This window comes from Simkania negevensis Z (assembly GCF_000237205.1).
Taxonomy (GTDB): Bacteria; Chlamydiota; Chlamydiia; order Chlamydiales; family Simkaniaceae; genus Simkania; species Simkania negevensis.
Genome location: NC_015713.1, coordinates 1385990 through 1403938, shown reverse-complemented (window position 1 = coordinate 1403938; position 17949 = coordinate 1385990). Strand labels below are relative to the sequence as shown.

Annotated in this window: 12 protein-coding genes and 1 pseudogene; 9 read left to right on the top strand and 4 right to left on the bottom strand. The window is 41.7% G+C overall.

Annotation, left to right across the window (positions count from 1 at the left end):
• The first annotated feature begins 188 nt into the window (after positions 1–188).
• The 5 genes from SNE_RS12315 to SNE_RS07005 all read left to right on the top strand — a co-directional run bounded on the left by SNE_RS12315 (position 189) and on the right by SNE_RS07005 (position 8363).
• Positions 189–4475, top strand: a complete 4287-nt coding sequence (locus tag SNE_RS12315) for a hypothetical protein (RefSeq protein WP_053225345.1) — start codon at positions 189–191, stop codon at positions 4473–4475.
• Positions 4472–5233 carry a hypothetical protein gene (locus tag SNE_RS13300; protein ID WP_013943689.1) on the top strand — a complete coding sequence of 254 codons (762 nt, stop codon included), beginning with the start codon at positions 4472–4474 and terminating at the stop codon, positions 5231–5233. Before SNE_RS12315 ends, SNE_RS13300 begins: the two co-directional genes overlap by 4 nt.
• A gap of 42 nt (positions 5234–5275) precedes the next feature.
• Entirely contained in the window at positions 5276–5929 is a 654-nt protein-coding gene (locus SNE_RS07015) for a tetratricopeptide repeat protein (RefSeq protein WP_013943688.1), read from the top strand.
• Between the two features lie 241 nt (positions 5930–6170).
• A complete protein-coding gene (locus SNE_RS07010) occupies positions 6171–8030 on the top strand; it encodes a S1 family peptidase (protein ID WP_013943687.1) in 1860 nt (619 codons plus the stop codon).
• A gap of 39 nt (positions 8031–8069) precedes the next feature.
• Entirely contained in the window at positions 8070–8363 is a 294-nt protein-coding gene (locus SNE_RS07005) for a hypothetical protein (protein WP_013943686.1), read from the top strand.
• Positions 8364–8519: 156 nt separating this feature from the next.
• Here SNE_RS07005 and mnmA read toward each other — a convergent pair.
• Positions 8520–9620: pseudogene (gene mnmA, locus SNE_RS07000) on the bottom strand (tRNA 2-thiouridine(34) synthase MnmA); the annotation flags it as partial.
• A gap of 41 nt (positions 9621–9661) precedes the next feature.
• On the opposite strand from mnmA, the gene SNE_RS06995 reads away from it, so the two are divergent.
• From SNE_RS06995 to SNE_RS06985, 3 genes are read left to right on the top strand one after another with little or no spacing between them, the layout of a single operon-like run.
• Entirely contained in the window at positions 9662–10294 is a 633-nt protein-coding gene (locus SNE_RS06995; protein WP_013943683.1) for a dienelactone hydrolase family protein, read from the top strand.
• Positions 10291–11580 (top strand): MFS transporter, encoded by a 1290-nt coding sequence (locus SNE_RS06990; protein ID WP_013943682.1) that lies wholly within the window; start codon positions 10291–10293, stop codon positions 11578–11580. Before SNE_RS06995 ends, SNE_RS06990 begins: the two co-directional genes overlap by 4 nt.
• A gap of 27 nt (positions 11581–11607) precedes the next feature.
• Entirely contained in the window at positions 11608–12615 is a 1008-nt protein-coding gene (locus SNE_RS06985; protein WP_013943681.1) for a hypothetical protein, read from the top strand.
• Here SNE_RS06985 and SNE_RS06980 read toward each other — a convergent pair.
• The 3 genes from SNE_RS06980 to SNE_RS06970 are packed head-to-tail and all read right to left on the bottom strand — an operon-like array spanning position 12541 to position 15984.
• Complete coding sequence (locus SNE_RS06980; protein WP_013943680.1) at positions 12541–13821, bottom strand: MFS transporter; 1281 nt, start codon at positions 13819–13821, stop codon at positions 12541–12543. The genes SNE_RS06985 and SNE_RS06980 overlap by 75 nt on opposite strands.
• A complete protein-coding gene (locus SNE_RS06975; RefSeq protein ID WP_041418905.1) occupies positions 13808–14704 on the bottom strand; it encodes a DMT family transporter in 897 nt (298 codons plus the stop codon). Before SNE_RS06975 ends, SNE_RS06980 begins: the two co-directional genes overlap by 14 nt.
• Before the next feature lie 50 nt (positions 14705–14754).
• Positions 14755–15984, bottom strand: a complete 1230-nt coding sequence (locus tag SNE_RS06970; protein WP_013943678.1) for a cysteine peptidase family C39 domain-containing protein — start codon at positions 15982–15984, stop codon at positions 14755–14757.
• Between the two features lie 160 nt (positions 15985–16144).
• Here SNE_RS06970 and SNE_RS06965 point away from each other — a divergent pair, with 160 nt between their 5' ends.
• Complete coding sequence (locus tag SNE_RS06965) at positions 16145–17944, top strand: hypothetical protein (RefSeq protein ID WP_013943677.1); 1800 nt, start codon at positions 16145–16147, stop codon at positions 17942–17944.
• Positions 17945–17949 lie beyond the last annotated feature (5 nt).

Below are 17949 nucleotides of genomic sequence, written 5' to 3'. Positions count from 1 at the left end.
GTAAAGAAAAAAGCTCCTATTTCATCAGCTATCCCTAGAGCATCCTTAATAATTTATCAGTCAATCACCAATAAAAATCTTTTACCCCCATACTTTTGGTTTACTCCCCAGTGGTTTCTACGTATGGACAAAGAAAATAGCCTTGTCTTAGCATGTATGGCCATACTAATGAGAAAGAGGAAACTCTTATGTCATCGATAAGAAGATGCCAAGATGGAGGAATTAACCACACAGCCCATTTTGAGCAAGGTCATTTTCAAGATAGTACTGGAGCTTCACTTCCCAAAACAAGTTCTAACATAGAAAAAGACAAGGAAGCAGAGCGCTTAAAACAAGCCACTCTCATCGAAACAAATCACTTTTCATTTTTTGGAAGTCTTGCAAATCGGATCTTAAACCTTTTTATTTATGTCTTTTGGACAGTGCCAGCAAGTGCATGTTCTTATTTCACATCATCCAATTCTCCTGCAGTTCAGCTTGAAGAAAGACCTCATCCTTTAGGACAAGAAATTTCCATAGCTTCCATCGATCGACAACTCTCAGCGTTTGAGAAACACAAAAACGATTTAGAAAATGATAGCTGCCTTCGAACATCAAGGGCTCTTTACCAACCCTCTGATCTCGATCAAGTGACAACAGATCTTAGCGCTATAGCAGAGCATTATCCATTTGCCCGTCCGTCTTTAGGTCGGAGGACATTTAAAATTGTGCGACTTCAACTAGAGTCTCTTCCTTTAACTGCGTCCCGTCTAACCCAACTGCGTAAGATTATTTCCGATCTTTTCGAGAGCGCTGTTAACAAAATGAAAAGCTCTTCATTTTTTCAAACAGGTCGTGAGTCCAGCGACCATTTAAAAACAATTTTTGCAAAGATTGATCAGAAAGAGATTGCTAGATCCTGCAGTAAATGCTTTGATGCATTGGATTATTTTAGTTGCATTTCAACCACAATGGCGAATTATGAACTGAGAGGGATCACGATTTTACCTTCATCACGTTCCTCTATAACAGCAGAAGAAATTGTAAGGAGCGAGTTACATGAGCTAATAAGTAAAGCGCATGAGATTCTCTTAAAAGCTTTGAAAAAAGAAGAGTTATGTATCAATGATCGAGGCTGGATCAATCGTGAACAGGGGATTCCAAACTTCTTAAATTGGAGCAATCAACCCAACCCTACATTAGAAGAGCGACTTACTTCTATCGTAGGGGGCCTGATTGTTTTAGAGTATTTCAAACAGCATAAGAAGCTCTTAAAAAATCATGCTCAGTCTCTTAAAGAGCAGCAGCAACGAAAAAGCAATGCTAGAGCATCCACGATAAGCAGGGGCGTATCAAATATCACGCCGGCTTCTCGCTTCTCTGAAGTAAACGAATCCATCCTAGAAGCCATCATTCAAGAGCTCTTGCATTTGATCCTTGCCTCAACAACCACACTAATTCGCCCCAATCCAAAATACCTAACCGATCAAATGGTCAGCTCTTTTATCTCACTCACTCATCGAGCACTTGATCCCACGCAAGAAAGGCAATTCCTCCACATTATAGCTCTTACGAGTCGATCTCTTTTGCAACTGCACATAACAGCAGGCAATTCTTCTCTCCTTGAGATGGGCAAAGACTTTATCAAATCAACACTGATCAGATGCGGAATTTCTACAGTCTTTGGCTATTCAGCAAGAAAGCCCTCCCAAGAGCTTCAAAATACCCTTGGAGGATTGATTCATACGGCAATTACAAACGATGAGCGCCATTTTGTTTCAGCAGGACTGTTTTTAATCACCTCTAAAATAAACGACTTCCTTCAAGGAAAAGCCCAAGAAGTGAGCGCTGCAGGATATCAAGAAAGTGCAAAATGGGTCTCTCGCGTTGCGACAGCATTTAAGTCAGATTTATCAGTGAATGCAGCCCTAACAGACACAATTATCACTCGTCGTCAAGCCCTACAAATGCAACAAGTAGAAAGTTCTGATGCCGAACCTGAAATAGAAGAGCAAGAATTTCAAGAAGAATGCGAATCCTGCCCAGCTCAAGAAAGCACCGAGCACCTGATGGACCAGCCAAAAGAAGCTCCGCTAAATTTTGTGATAGAGGAACATCACCCCTACAATAGTTGGCTTGGTAGGCCATCAAAAGAAGCAGATTATGTAACAGTCACACTAAATGGAGTAAAGAGCACATTTCCCAACCGCAAATATGCAGAAGACTATGTGCAACAGATGCAAAGACAGCAACGGCTCGTTCATCAGGGAAACAATCAATCCTATGAATCTCAACAGCAAGCCCTTTATTTAGGAAAATCCCCCTCAGAAATTCCACCAGCTCAAACCCAACAAGAACAATCTTATCGTGTAACTTACGACCCTAAAACAGGAAACATCGAAGTCTATGTTGATAGTAGACCTACTCCACCCTTTCAAGAAAAAGGGGATAAAGCCGCCAAACATGCCCTCAGGTACATAAACGATCACATCAACGGTCATAACAAATACATCCGAGAAACCGTCGCTGCCTATACCACTTCACTAAAAGCTGAGCTGCCTCCTCATATTCCACCTCCTGAAACACCTGAATATATCTACCATGTTCACAAAGCAAAAGACTCAAGTGGAAGTAAAGACACCTTCATAGCCTACGCAAGCCCAGTGAACGGACTAGGACCCCAGATCAATTTAGGAGAATTTGATAGCAGAAACAAAGCCAATGAGTGGACAAAGCTCATTGCTGATCACATGGCACAAGCGCATCATTTAGCAACCGTTATTTTTACAGCGCAAGCAGCTTATTTAGAAGCGGGAGGATCTATTGAAGATTTACCTCCCATCCCCAATCTAGTCACTCATGAATTTAGCTTAGACCTCTCTGAAAATAAAGTTAGACTCTACCAAAATGGGGAAAGGATCTTTAAAAAGCCTCTAGATGATCACCCACGAGCACTCGAAGACGCCTTGGGAAAAGCAACCACAACAATTAACGGCATCAACAGACAAAATAGAGAAATAACCAACGCCTATATAGAAAGTCTCAAACAAAAATCCGATATCCCACTTCCCCTTGAAATGGTAGGAAAAAGCGATCATGAGCCCCTGCAAGAAAAGCTTATGGACATCAACACTCGAAACAAAGGATCAGAAAAAGAGCATGGATTCTGGTACCATGCATGGAGATGGCCCTTTCAAAAAGCAGACCAAGCAGCTGAGTGGTTAGACGATCATGGAGTAGTAGGAACAATCTCAATCAGCAAAACCATGCCCCTCTATTCACAGCCAGTATCCAGCACAACCCATGAAGAAAACAGACACCGCCTCGTGTTAGAAAGAGAAGAGCTTGCCCGCATGGAACAAAGCAAGCCCCTTCAACAAGTCGATAGCCTTCCCTATGTCGCATCTTCCAGCAATAGAATGACAACTGCCGATCCTCAACATGTCATGATGCACTCAAGCCCTTCTTCGCACCCCTCTTCAGAAATGATCCCAATGGCACCAGAAGAAAAACCCAAAAAGCCAGGAGAAATCCCCATCTTAGAAAAATACCAAGATGGAGAACTTGCCGAGTCCAACATCCCCGCCTGGCTAAGATCGGGAGCCAACCCCGATCGCATTATCTCTCTCGATCCCAAAGAAGAGATAAAAGCCCAACACGCCATACTAGCAGCTCTCTCAACATCAGTCGCGAGATTTTTGGGAGGCATTGTAGATAGTATAAGAAATTGGGGATCTGTTTCACCCAATCTAGATACAAGAGGGAAGCCAACATTTGAACCCACAACGACAGAAAAGTTCGAAGACCTAGCAGAAAGAGCTGTTCCTTACGACAGAACACAGCCCAGCTTTGAAATGCTACAAACCGTCTCAGATATTGGAGTGGATACAATAGGCTTTTACATGTTGGGAGGAATGGGAACCACAGGAGGAATAAGCGCCAGCCGAACAGCAGGAATGACCAACCAAGTCATAACAGAAGAATTTGAGCCACTTTCTCAAAGAGCCGCAAGAAGCTTAGCCGAAGAAAGAGCCTTTTTAGAAGAAGTGCAACAGCCTGCTTACAGAAGTGGCTTTAGTTCAACAGGTCAGCAAATCAAGTCCAATCGAGTCATTAATGTTAAAAGCGACAACCCTAACCATCTGGTTTTTTGTGAAAACGGAAAAACAAAGGTTATCTCCTTTGCAGATTTGAGTGAAGCTGGAACATTAGCTGATAAAGGGAATCTCTCCAAAGCAGGAAGAGCTTTGCAAAAGAAAACAGATCGTTTAGACTCGGTGTTTCCAAAGCCTAAAGGTACGCCTGAAGAAGTGAGCTTGCAGGGACAAAAAGTGCTAGATGAAATCCTGAACCATCCTGATAAGGTTGTAATACAGGACACTGCAAAGAAAAGGTATGGAAATGTTTTTGATATTAAGATAGGCGATGAGAAAGGAAGAGGAGTTCGGTTCAAAACAGATGGTGAATTTGTAGGATTTTTAGAGCCCAAGCAATGAGTGAAAGTGATTTTAATATAGATATTTTAGATCTTCCTGATAGAGAAAACTTGGTTGCCGAAATTGATTATAAACAAAATCAATGGGTAGAAATTTCTGCAGAAGTACCCAATGAATTTGTAATACAGTTCTATAGCCATCCAGAAAAAGATTACTGGGAATTCCCCTATGAAGAAGCAATGGAGGTTTTGCAACAGGCCAAAGATCGTTTAGCAAGGTTTCAAAGAACTCCAGAAGAGCAGAAAAGTTATGATGAGTGGATAGCGAAGCTCGAATATGACTTCAATAAGAAACTAGGGATTATGTCACCAGAAGAGCGGAGGAAAATTTATCCTCCCTTTTTGGTGAGAGAAATGGAACAGATTCTAGAAAATCCAAAGCTTAAAGAAGAGTCGTGCGAAAAGGTCACAGACTTTCTTCAGCTCATGCGAGCCATATGGGCGATCTCGAGTCAGCAGTACCAAGAGCGGTTTTGGATTCAGAAAGAAGAGCCGATGGAACATGATAGCTTTGAAGAGACGACTGCCACCCTTATCCATGATGGGAAAGAGGCGTTAAGGCACAAAGAGATTGGCCGCATTGAAATGTCTAAAAAGCAGTATGACATGCTTAAAAGCCTGTGTCATCGTGTTGAAGTGTTTCAAGCAGCTATTGAGAAGGGCAAAAGTGACCAGGAGATTATTACCGATCCAAGGTGGGAAGAGATTCGGGAGGAGGCCAAGCTTGTTTATCAAGAAATCACAGGCGAAACTCTTTAGAGCCTTGCTACGAAATTTGAAAGTACACAAAAGGAAACGAAAATGAAAACGCTAAAAAATACTTTTTTGATCACTCTACTATTTTTCTCATCTAGCGCTTTAACTTCTGAGCCCCCATTTTCAGAAGAGTTAAATCAGTTAAGTGCTGAAATGGGAGAACCCAATACTGATTTTGAAAAAGACGACTTTTCTGACATGACCAAATGTATTATGGTAAGCGCAGAGCAGGGAGCAACTTGGGCTCTCAATCAACTCGGTGCGATGTATTTTTATGGGATTGGAGTGGAACAAGACTATAAAAAGTCTTTTGAATGCTATCAACAAGTTGCGGCCAAAGGCTTTCCAGGGTGTGAGTGGGGATTAGGAGATTTTTACCTCAAGGGGATCGTTGTTCCGCAAGACACTGAAAAAGCAGTCAATATCTATATCAATTGTGCCAGGGCTGGGAATCCTTTAGGAGCTTACAGAGTCCTTACTTTATACAAAGATCAAAATCCCCATTTTGCGTGCAGCTGGTGTTTTATCTGTCTTGCTCTTCTGAGCGATACTGAGGCGGAAAACGATCTTTTTGATACAGTGATGCAACTCATTTGGGATTTTTCTAGAAAAATGGATGATCGAGAAATCTTCGCAGCACAAGTTGGTGCGTATAATTTTTTGAAAGAAAATGGCTTACCGACTTTTGAAGACTTGTGAACCTCATTTAGATAATCATTGTATTTTCGATTTCACTCTTTTCAATCAAAAGGCAGTACTACCATTGATTGGTGTGCTGTAAAGACCTACATATTTGCCGTCTCAGACCTATTTTTGCTTTGCATATGTCGGGAGTGTAGAGGAGTTTTGTTCTCAGTGCACACTAATTGCGCTTTAAAAAAATAGTGTCTGCAAAATAAAATTATGAGCTTTCACAATCTTATGTCAAGAAGGTAGTAAAGTGTCTGGTATTAACCCATTTAACGTTAGTGATATTGAAATTGGTAATTTAAGTCCCAGAAGAAAGCAATATATTCAGCAAAGAAATGTTGCTCAGGATGAACGAATTAATGACATTGCTGCAGCAATTATAAAATACCAAGAGATTATTCAGACTGTCCAGGAAAGGTATAGGAAATCTGAACTTGAAGATCAAACCCTAATTAAACCATATTTGATGTGTCTTTATTTTGAAATTGGCCAACTTTTTGAAGAACAAGAAAAAATCCAAGATGCGTTGCGCTACTATGAGCATGCGGGTAAGCAAGGCCACTTCTTATCTGTAGAGTGTGCTAAAAGGCTTGGTTCTAAAGTCATTTTTCCTCCAACAGATAAGGTCTTTTCAGGAAATTTGAGTGATCGAGCAAAGGCAGCTGCTGGTGAACGCGCATTTTGTAAAGCTCTTCATAGTGCTTTAGTTCTCATAACAGGTGAAAATCAAAAGGGATCTGGAGTCCTTGCTAGGCATGATGAATTAGGCTATGTCCTTATGACTGTCAAACATGTGGTAGGTGCTGGTGCAACTGCTTGTATTGGGAAAAAAGAAATCCCTTTAGATGATTTAGATGCATATGAAAACGGATCTGATATTTTACTATTCATTCTAAATGACGTATGTTCAACAGATGAAGAGAGCATTTCAATCGCCCCTGCAAATATTCAGCTTGAAATAGGAGAAAAAGTCTATTTTGGCGGTTATCCTTTCAAAGAAACCGGAGCTCGCCTTCATATGGGACACATATCCTATGTAGGCATAAAGGGGGAAATTGGTATCGATGGGGCAGCGGTTCCTGGAATGTCTGGTGGACCTATTGCGGTAAAGCGAAATGGAAAGTTCTTCATTGTTGGAGCAGTTGCTTCAGAAACTTTCGATCCGATTGAAGGGTTTTCCAAAGCATTAGATAAAATGTATATAGACCAATCAGATGCGCAAATCCGATATGAACATGATATGGGTTTACAAAACGAAACATGGGAATGGATGAAACAAGAGGCACAGTTTACAAAAATTACAAGGGACAATTTGTTTATTGGGGCGTTAGATTATCTAAGACAAGATGATCCAGAGTGTTTTCATCATATGTGGGACGACTTAAACAGCAATGGGGTTATTTCTGAAGAGGGAGAGATTGATGTTACAAGGATTGTCCCAGGCCATTTGGGACTAAGAGAAGCGTATCAGCAATATGAAGAATATATATTAGAGCGTTTAAGAAAATCCACGACTGATCTTTTAGAAATGAATCCTGAAAGCATTCAATTGCCTTTCGAAACCGAAAGGCCAACAGATTCCATAAATACTGTGAGTCTGTCATTGATCCAGAGTTTATCAACTGGATTGATAACAGGTCATTTATTCCAAGAATTTCATGGAAAGCCCTTAAGTTTGCACGAAGAAAAGTCGACAGAGCTTGAAATCGGAAGAAAAAATCGTGTTGAGAAAATCAAGAAAAAGCAAAAGCAAGAAGCGAAAACAGCGAGGGCTGCAGCTAAACGAGAGGGGACTTTTCAGAATAACGGAATTCCACCTATTCTTTATCGTTTTGTCTCTAATGAAGCTGCAAAAGATATTAAAAAGAATGGGATCGTGCATTCAGGGAGTGATTTAGATGAGATTCATTTTATGACTCAGCCAGTAAAACACTTGGCTCAGTCTGTAGGAGCTGTGACATCCCAAAAAATGGTAACTGTTTATACCGATAGAATTCCAAATATAACGAGAGACAATGTTAGGAAGGTATCTGAAAGGAATCATATAGGGACGTATAGGATCAACATGTCAATTCCTTCAGGTGCTATTGAAATTTCTGAGGCATCTTAAATGCTTATATTAAGCTATTTAAGCAGTTGTTGATATCAAATGATTTGCTACTTTGATGAAATGGTGTTTAGGATAATAGGAGGAACTATGACTAAGACTCTCCAAACAGGTTCTCAGGGTCGTTTAAATTTAGGTAAAAAATATGCATCCTCTACTTTTACTGTGGAAGTAGTTGATGATGAAGGTTTTTTGCTCAAAAAAACAGCTGTAATCCCAGAAAGAGAGCTTTGGCTTCTAAAAGATTCAAAGACTTATGAAAGTATTCATAGAGGAATGAAAGACGCAAAAGAAAAACGGCTGACTAAATTAGACTCAAAGGAATTTGATGTGTGATCTTTTTTACTGATGAAGCGTTATCTATTTTTACAGAATTAAAAAAATCTGAAAATCGTTCCTCGAAATTTATCTTTATTCAGCAATATGTGATCCAAAAATTTCTGAAAAAATTGCAATGAGAGTTTCACCTTTCAAAGGTGATTAGATTTGACCTTATTGCAAATGCAAACTGTAGAGAGAAGGTCCTGCTTTTTCAATGAGAGCGCCGCCAAGGCAGGTGTCACCATCGTAAAAGACAACCGATTGGCGGGGCGTAATGGCCCGCATGGGCTGTGGAAAGGTCACATGCATTTTGCCGTTTTCGACCGATTCTATCACGCAGGGTTCTTCTTGTTGTCGGTAGCGGATCTTTGCTTTGCAGGTGAAGGGGAACTCTGTGGGGGGACTGTGGACCCACGAAATGTCTGTAGCAAACAGCTCATATGAGAAGAGAGCTGGGTGCTCACTTCCTTGGGCGACTAAGACGACATTGCGCTCGATATCTTTTCCTACGACGAACCAGGCATCGCCTGGGCCTCCAATGCCCATCCCTTTTCTTTGACCAATGGTATAGTAAACAGCTCCTTCATGCGTTCCAATGACTTTTCCGTCGAGGGTTTCAAAATGGCCGGGACTTTTTGGAATGTAATTTTCTAAAAACTCTTTAAAGTTCCGTTTTCCAATGAAGCAGATGCCTGTACTGTCTTTTTTATCGAAAACGGGAATATTAGCATCATGCGCGAGCTTGCGCACGTCAGGTTTGAGCATATGCCCAATGGGAAACTGCACGTTTCTTAGGATATCTGATTTGATGGTATAGAGAAAGTAGCTTTGGTCTTTTCCACTATCTTTTCCTTTCAAAAGTTGGCCATCGGATGTTTGGCAGTAATGGCCAGTGGTTAAAGCATCGGCGCCGAGGGCAAGGGCCTTTTTATAAAGGACATTAAACTTGATTTCACGGTTGCAGAGAATGTCCGGATTAGGTGTGTAGCCTTGCTTGATTTCATCTAAGAAGTGGGTGAAAACTTGATTCCAGTATTCTTCGGCAAAGTTAATACCATAATAGGGAATGTCGAGCGTTTCGCAGACTTTAATGACGTCTTCGTAATCTTTTTCTGCAAGGCAATGTCCGGAAGCGTCTTTTTCTTCCCAATTTTTCATGAAAAGCCCAAAGACATCGTGGCCTGCTTGTTTGAGCAGATAGGCTGAAACTGAGGAGTCTACCCCTCCTGAAAGAGCAACTGCGATTTTCATAGTTGAAATGATACAGGTTTTTTTCTTAAGAAAAAAGGCAGGAGAACGTTATAAAAAAATTTATGAGTGAAAAAGAAGTCTCTATCCCCGTAGGTGAAGGGAAAATTTCAGGTACCTTTGCCGGAATGCAAGAGGGGAAAGGACTGGTTATTTTTGTCCACGGGAGCGGGAGCTCGAGGCATAGCCCTCGGAATCGCTTCGTGGCGAGCGAGCTTAGGAAAGGGGGAATGGCCACCCTTCTTTTCGACCTTCTCACTCCAAAAGAGGAAGGGATCGATGACGTCACAGCTGAGCTGAGGTTTAATATTCCCATGTTGGCGGAGAGGACAGCTTTGGTCGTCGATTGGGTCGAAAACGAAATGGGCCATTCCCTCGGTCTGTTTGGGGCAAGTACAGGTGCTGCTGCAGCTTTGGCTGTCGCAGTGCTAAGAAAGAAGAGTATCAAAGCGGTTGTCTCAAGGGGAGGACGCCCGGATTTGGCGCTTGGGTTTTTACCAGAAGTGCAAGCTCCGACCCTCTTAATTGTCGGTGGGGAAGATGGGCCAGTGATCGAGATGAATCGCGAGGTCTTTGAAAAAATTGGTGGGGAAAAAGAGTTAGTGATTGTTGAAGGAGCCACGCATCTCTTCGAGGAAGAAGGGAAATTAGAAGAGGTGGCTCAATTATCAAGAGAGTGGTTTAAGAGATTTCTATGAGTGAGCAACAAGACTTTAGAAAGGTGCTGGGATTTTTTATCTATTGCTTAGCAACCCTATTCCTCATTTACGAAATGGCATTGCAAGTCTCTCCCAGTGTCATGACCCATCAACTCATGGCGGCTTATAAAATCGATGCGAGAGGACTTGGAATCTTGGCTTCTTTTTATTTTTACAGCTACACCTTGATGCAGATTCCTGTGGGAGTGCTTTACGACCGATATGGTCCTCGGCTTCTTATCAGTTTAGCGGCGTTTGTTTGTGCTGCAGGTTCTCTATTTTTTGGTCTTACACGGGATCTCTATTTGGCAGGTCTTGGCCGTTTTTTTATGGGGATCGGTTCTTCATTTGCCTTTGTGGGTGTACTTGTAGTTGCGACTCGATGGTTTCCTCCTTATGTTTTTGCCTTTTTGGTGGGGGTTGCTCAATTTTTAGCAGCCATTGGCGCACTTGGAGGAGAGTTGCCTCTTGCTGTTTTGGTCAATGAGTATGGTTGGCGAACTGTGATGGTTTTATCAGGGTTTTTTGGACTTGTCATTGCCCTTGTTTGCGCGATGATAATACGGGACTATCCTTCTTCACACTTGCATCCCCCTCCTCAACCTCATCATCATGTGTGGAAAGAGCTCAAAGAGATTTTTCATTCTGGTCAAACTTGGTGGACGGCTCTTTATGCATTTTCAAGTTGGGGGCCGATTGCCGTTTTTGCAGCTCTTTGGGGTGTACCTTACATCATGCTCAAATACAATATTTCCAATACTAAAGCTGCATTTGCTGTTGCGATGATCTGGATAGGTTTAGCGGCCATGAGCCCATTTCTAGGTTGGTTTTCAGACAAGTTAGGGCGACGTTGCATCTTGCTCACGACGACATCATTCATTGGGCTTATTGGATCGATTGTGGCTATTTATATTCCTGGCATTCCTTTTTGGCTCTCTTGCATTTTTTTATTTTTTATTGGAATGGCAGCAGCTGGTCAGATTTTGACCTTTGCCCTTGTCAAAGACAACAACCGTCATTCACGCATCGCCACAGCAATTGGTCTTAACAACATGGCCGTTGTCATTGGTGGTGCCCTATTTCAACCATTTGTTGGGTATATCTTAGACATTTTCTGGAATGGTCAGACGGAAAGGGGTATTCCGATCTATTCAATCGAAAACTACCATATAGGCCTTATAGTTGTTCCTATTTGCTTTGCAATAGGCGCCATTGTGAGTTTGTTTTTTATTCGTGAGACCTACTGCCGCGCTCAATATAACGACTATTCAGACTACGTGCACTAAACGCGGTTATCCTTTATCATTGGAGGTATGAAAAAATTTTTATGCCTTCTTCTACTTCTTTTTCCTCTTTGCAGTTTTGCTAAAACTCATCTTTTTGTTTTATTTGATGCTGGGGAAACCCACGCGCTCAAGCCGGTTATAGAAGATCTCATCGCTCATGGAGAAACAGTTGATGTTTTGGCATTTGGAACAGCTCAAACACTTTACCCTGATACTTTAACTGTTAAGCAAATCGATCGATCTTGGGATCGCTACGCTCCTCTGCCTGATACGGAGCTACTTGGGGCTTACTCTCCCGATGTTGTGATTATCGGAGTCGCTTCGGCGATTCAGCTTCAAATTGCAAAAGCCTTTGAAGGGACAGCCACTATTGTGGCTTATTATGACAACTTCAATCCCATCGATCGAAGCGTTTATGCTTCACTTATTCGAGAAATAGAGCCCCATGTTGACCTTTTCCTCACAGCTTCAGACAAAGGAGCGGCTTCGTCGTATGCGAAAAAAACCCTCACCGTTGGAAATCCCGATGTTGAAAAGGTGATAGAAGCACTCCAGGACTGTGAATCTGATTCCCAAGTGATTGCGTATATCGGAGGATATGACACCGATTATCCAGAAGCATTAGAGCTTTTTGCAACTGTAATGCGTCAATTTTCAGGCTACCATTTGGTGATGTGTCCGCACCCCAAATCTGATGGAAGCCTTGAGCATCATCTTTTTCCAAATGCAACGTTTTCGCAGGATTCCCTAGCTGCCATAAAGCAAGCTGGAGTTGTCGTTTGTCACAGGTCAACTTTAGGAATTAAATGCCTTTTAGCAGGAAAAAAAGTGATTTTTGTGGATCCAGCTGCCCATCCTATGGCTGAGGAATGGGGTGCATTTTTAGCAACAGATCCTCTTTCTTTTCAGAGGGCTATGGAAGGGAAAGCTCAAGCCGTAAAGGGGAAGGTTCCGATGGAATCAGTCCTCCTCTTCCGGTTCCTTCTCACGGACGAAAAAGGCGAGCAGGAATGCGAGCACCAAACAGATCGGTAGGGGAATCAAGGCGTATTGGTAATCATCAATTGTATAGACTCGACTTCCAGCGACGACATTTCCTTGAATTTTTAAAAGGTATCCGATGAGTGGCTGTAAGACGGGAGCTCCAAAAATAATGCACAGCATGTTCGTGAACCCCATCGCAACTCCTTTGCGCTTTTTTGTCACATAATTGCCAGCTAATGCAAAACAAAGGGCATATGAGCTAGAAAAGAATCCTAGCACAAGGATGACGATAAACATTGCTGGAAGAGTGATTCCTGGAACATATAAAGCGGTCAGCAATGCGGCGAGAGAAACTAAAGACCCTGTAAACATGATCGGTTTTCTTCTAGGGTACCGAACTGAAATCCAACCTAATGCAAGGGTTCCAAAACAGGCGCCGACAAAAAACATCGAAGCGACATAAGCTGCAATGTCAACTGTGACATTGTAACGGGTAGCAAAGTAGGGCACACCCCAAAGCGCTGCAAATCCTTGAAACAAACCAAAGATCAATCCACCATAAATCCCATTCATCCAGATTTGGCGAACAGAAAGGACTGCTGCGAGGTTTTTTCCAGTCTCTTTTAGAGTGTCTTTAAAAGACTTTCCATTGTGAAGAGGTTGATCATGGTCAGGATGGTCGTGGATGATAAAAAGAGAAAGAAAGGTCAAAACGAGTCCAACCACTGCGACGAGGGTCATGGTTTGCCTCCAGCCAATTTGAACGACACTGAAAGCCATGCCTCCTTCTCCCACGACTCCACCAGCAAGAGCGGTAAATTCAGTGAGTGCGACAATCAGAGTGAAAAAAGCTGGTTTAAACCAACGAAAACCAAGACAAAAAGCTGAGACAATCGCCGGAGCGGTGAAAAATCCCATGAGCATCCGCGCTGTTTGTCCTTCCCAATAGTTTTGGGAAAAGGCGAACCAGCCGACAACAATCGAGCAAAAGAGAAAACCAAGCTTGAGAACGCGGCGCGGTCCCCAAAGATCGACGAGCATTCCAGCGGGAATTTGCATCACAATGTAGGTATAAAAAAAGCTCGAAGTCAAAACCCCAATTTTTACAACGTCGATTCCATAAGTCTTCATGAGCTGGGGGATCATGACGCTGGGACTACCTTGGAGAATGAAGGTATAAAGCCCTAAGATTGCAGCGAGCCCCCACACAAACCAAGGGCGCAGTTTTGATTGATGAAACCGATCAAGCCATTTCATAAATTTTTTTCCGTTTGATGGGCTGAGTTGTAATTCCAAGACCTGATAAAATCAAAGCTCCACCCACGTAAGCATTCCAGGTCAAGTGTTCTCCTAAAATCCAAACACCAAGAGCTAAAGCAATGAGAGGAGCTAAAAGGGTAGAATAAGAAAGATATGAGGGGTCTGCCACCTCAATCAGTCGATAGTAGAAAATGAAGGCTAGTGCCGATCCAATCCATGCCAGTCCGAGTACTGAAGCTATCGCTTCAAAACCAACAAGGGGAACGATTAATGGCTTTTCTAACAGGAAGCAAAGTGGAAGTGCGACAAGTGAGGCCATAATTAGTTGCCATGTTGAAGCGATAAGGGAAGGCAACCCTTGAAGATACTTTTTTGAATAGACTATACCAACGCCATAGGCAACTGAGGCCAAAATCACCATGAGAGTTCCTTGTGTATCTCTATAGCTTTGTTCTAAACTAGGAACAAGCACAAATGCAAGTCCAATGATTCCCAGGAGAATTCCAATCGTTTTTTGCACACTCAGTCGATCATTTGGCAAAGTAAAGTGAGCTAGTACCCCTGCAAAGATGGGAACAGAACCATTAAGCAATCCTGCCAATGAACTTGAAATGGTTTTTTCACTTGTCATGATAAGAAAAAAGGGGAGGACACAAGTGATACAACCCATGACAAAAAAATGCTTGGCATGTTTCCGATAAGACCATAGCTTTTTTCTTTGGAGTTTGAGTAGAGTGAAAAGAGTTAAAGCAGCAATAAAGACCCGAAAAAAGACGAGTGTCATAGGCGGAATTGTTTTTACTCCCACTTTTATGAACAGGTAAGAGGGACCTGAGCAGCAGGAGAGCAAGATGATCAAAATGAGCTTTTGGTACTTCATGAGAGTTTTCAAATATTTGAAAAATTCTAATGAAGAAGGCTGATTTTAAGCTAATGATTTCTATTGACCTGAAAAATTCTATTTCCTTTTGACCAGCAGGCTTCAAAAGCAGAGCGTTTAATGTCGATTTCCCAGCCATGATAGGGATCGCGAATACGGACACACTTTTCTGTGATTTCATCTACAAGGATCACATGTGCTCCACAACTGTCTACAGATGCGATTGCAGAACCATTTTTTTTAATTTGACTTTGTAGCGCTTCTATAGAGAAGCACTCTGTCGTTATGAAAGGCACATTGGCCTTTTTAAAATCGTGTTCGAAGTCAGTATCATTTCCAAGATTTCTGAATAAGACTTCGTGTTCATCGAACTGCTTAGTTTGCTCATAAATGAGCATTGCAGCGGCGGCAGCTGTACAACCTCGTGTCGCTTGTTGCATAATGATCGGCTTATTGTTTGCAGTATATCGAACAGGAATGTCTTTGAAGTTTTCTTGTCTGATCACCGAATAGACTTGCAAGATTTCTTCGTCTTGAAAGGAATTTGCATAGCCATGTACTCCTTGCTTTGAAATTCCCTGCAATTCTGGAAAGATCGTCGCAATTCGGGATGAATGAGGGTCTCGATGAAAAAGAGATTGAGTCGTTTGTGCAGGCAACTCAATGTGATGCTGTTTGGCATACGCTTGCAGAGCATTATCTAATTCTTTTTCTAATTTGGGGTTGTTGTCTAAGCGCATTGTATCACCCCATCCTACAGGGGGATAGGCTCTTTTGAACTTAGTATAGGGAATATTGTAATATTGGAAGATCAACCGTCTAAGCTTCTCATTATCATCTAGTAGAGGGGTGAGATGTGGAGTTTCCTTTACTGTTACTTTTGTCTGCTTGCTTGGTGTAACAGGTGAATTTCGAGAAAGGTGCTGCTGGGAGGAGAGATGTCCCAAAAGGTTCAATAAAAGAACTTTTAGGATAGATTCGGTGGTTAATTTTACTGAAAAAAAGCGGCTCAAAGTTGGCATAAAAGTTGTGGCTGTAAAAAACGTCAAAGCAAATACAAAGACTGTAGTCAACGTTTGATAGGTGGCATTTCCATTTTTGTCTTGGAGGGCTTGCTTAACACTTGTTAAAGTTCCTGTAGTAACACCTATGAGAGCTGCTTCTTTCAATGAAATCGAAAAAAGGGGGATCGCAACGAGACCGACTCCGCAAGTAAAAGTAAAATTTTGAACAGTTTCTTTTGAAAAGTAATTTTTTACAAAATTAGATGTAACCGACATAATATCCCATTTAATGCGCGATAAATAATAGTAAATTAATATAAAGATTAAAAGGAAAATATTGGTTTAATTTATTTTTATGTGAGGGATTTATTTTAAGTTGAGTATATCTCGAAGTTCGTATATCATCTTTCTTTGAAAAACAAAAAATAGAGATAAAGTGGTTAGCCAAGTTGGTTTTCTCTGCTCTTATCAAGCCTTTAGAGTTGCAAGTGGAATGATTCTCCCTCCAGTCGCAGCTGTGGTGTTGCGACCAAAATTTGATCACATACTTACGACGCAACCAAGAGAGTTTATCTTTTATACAATGGGCTCCTTTTTTCCTATCCTGGCCCTCTCAATAGGGTTTGGAGTGACGTGGGAGGTCAGTCTTTTGGCTAGTGGTTTTTTCACAGGCTGTGCGGCAGAAATTTCCCGTTATTTAAGTCCTAAGAAAATATCACATGAGCCTCAAAAACCGCCCATTCATGTTACATCAGGAGAAGAGACAGGGGAAGGCTGTCTTCAATTGCAGTCTTCCACAATGTTACAGAATTTTGCTCCTACATCTTCAAGTGAACTTCTCCATCATGTTTTTCCAGGGGATTATCAAGTGACGGAATCTGATGGTAAAGTCCAAATTGATGACAAAAATGTAGAATCGAGTGTGAAAATATGGCTTGGGAAAAAAGGGGAAGATCCTTTGACCTCTGAAGAGTTAGCGTCTTTGAAAACTTATTTACGCTACCGGGTCTTTGATGGGGAAGAGAGAAAGCAAATCAGACAAGAAATCTATCGCCTTTTGTACCCTTTGCTGGAAGGGAAAAATGAAGAGGTGACTCTTCCTTGTATGACAGGGTATGGAGGGGAAAAAATGAGGCTTAAACTAGAAGATGGCTGTCTTGTTTTAGAAGGGTTGAGTTGGAACTCTTGGTGTATCAAGATTGATGCGGAAGGTAACTGTTCGTTTAGTGATTCCTATGTAAGCATCAAAAATGAAGAGCGAAGTCAATTGACGCTAGTTAATCCTAACCACTGCATTCGAAAAGATGCACATGCATGGTTCAAAGGTGAGTGGATTTTTGAAACGAATGGACCTCAGCTTACAACACTTAAAGAGCACTTACAAACAGGACCTGCGCATCTTGAACTTTTAGTTTTTAAATTGACTCAAATTCGAGCATTTTTAAGTGAAGGAATGGTGCAACGAGTCCAATCTGATTATGTCTCTTGTTGTAACCTCCTGAGCGTTATTCATAAAAAAATTGAAGGAGAAAAAGGGCTTCAGCTGGTTTCAAGGGATGCAACAAATGGAGAAACGTGTTGGATTTTAGGTCCGATGTGGAGTCCTGTTGTTGCCTCTGAGGATAGCTATTTTAATTGGCAGATCAAGAAGAGTTCTGCGGGAACCCTTTCTCTTAGCTTGCAGAAAGAATCCTGTGGTCGAGGAATGATGGGAGGCACAGCAACTCGGACTGTGACCCTTTCAACTGGCGAGACCTCAAAGCAACTCAAGATAGAGGTTTCTAAAAGTGGAGCAAATGATCTCGATTCTTATACGTCGTCATCAGTCTATTTGTTAGAACAATTACCTAATCAACAGATTCGAGTGCAGCCTTTAGGTAAAGACTCAAAAGCTTATTTTGGAGCATTCATTTTAGGGATCCCAGACTTTCATCAAGCTGATTCAGGTCTTCAAACACAAGAAGAAATCAAAAAAGACATGGATTTCATCATGCAGGTTTTTGCGACAATTGCAGATATTCAAGCGAGCCCTGACACCATGCTTATCGATGAGAAAAAAAGAGAGATTCTCACTCTTAATGGGCACTTAGTTCCCTTAGAACGACTTAAACTTTTATACACACTACGCCAAGGCATTTATGGGCATCCATTCGTTTGGTTCGATGAGAAAGAATCTGTAGGGCGTATTGAGGGCTCAGCGATCCATTATCGAGGCCCTTTAAGCATTACCTTATAGCTTTT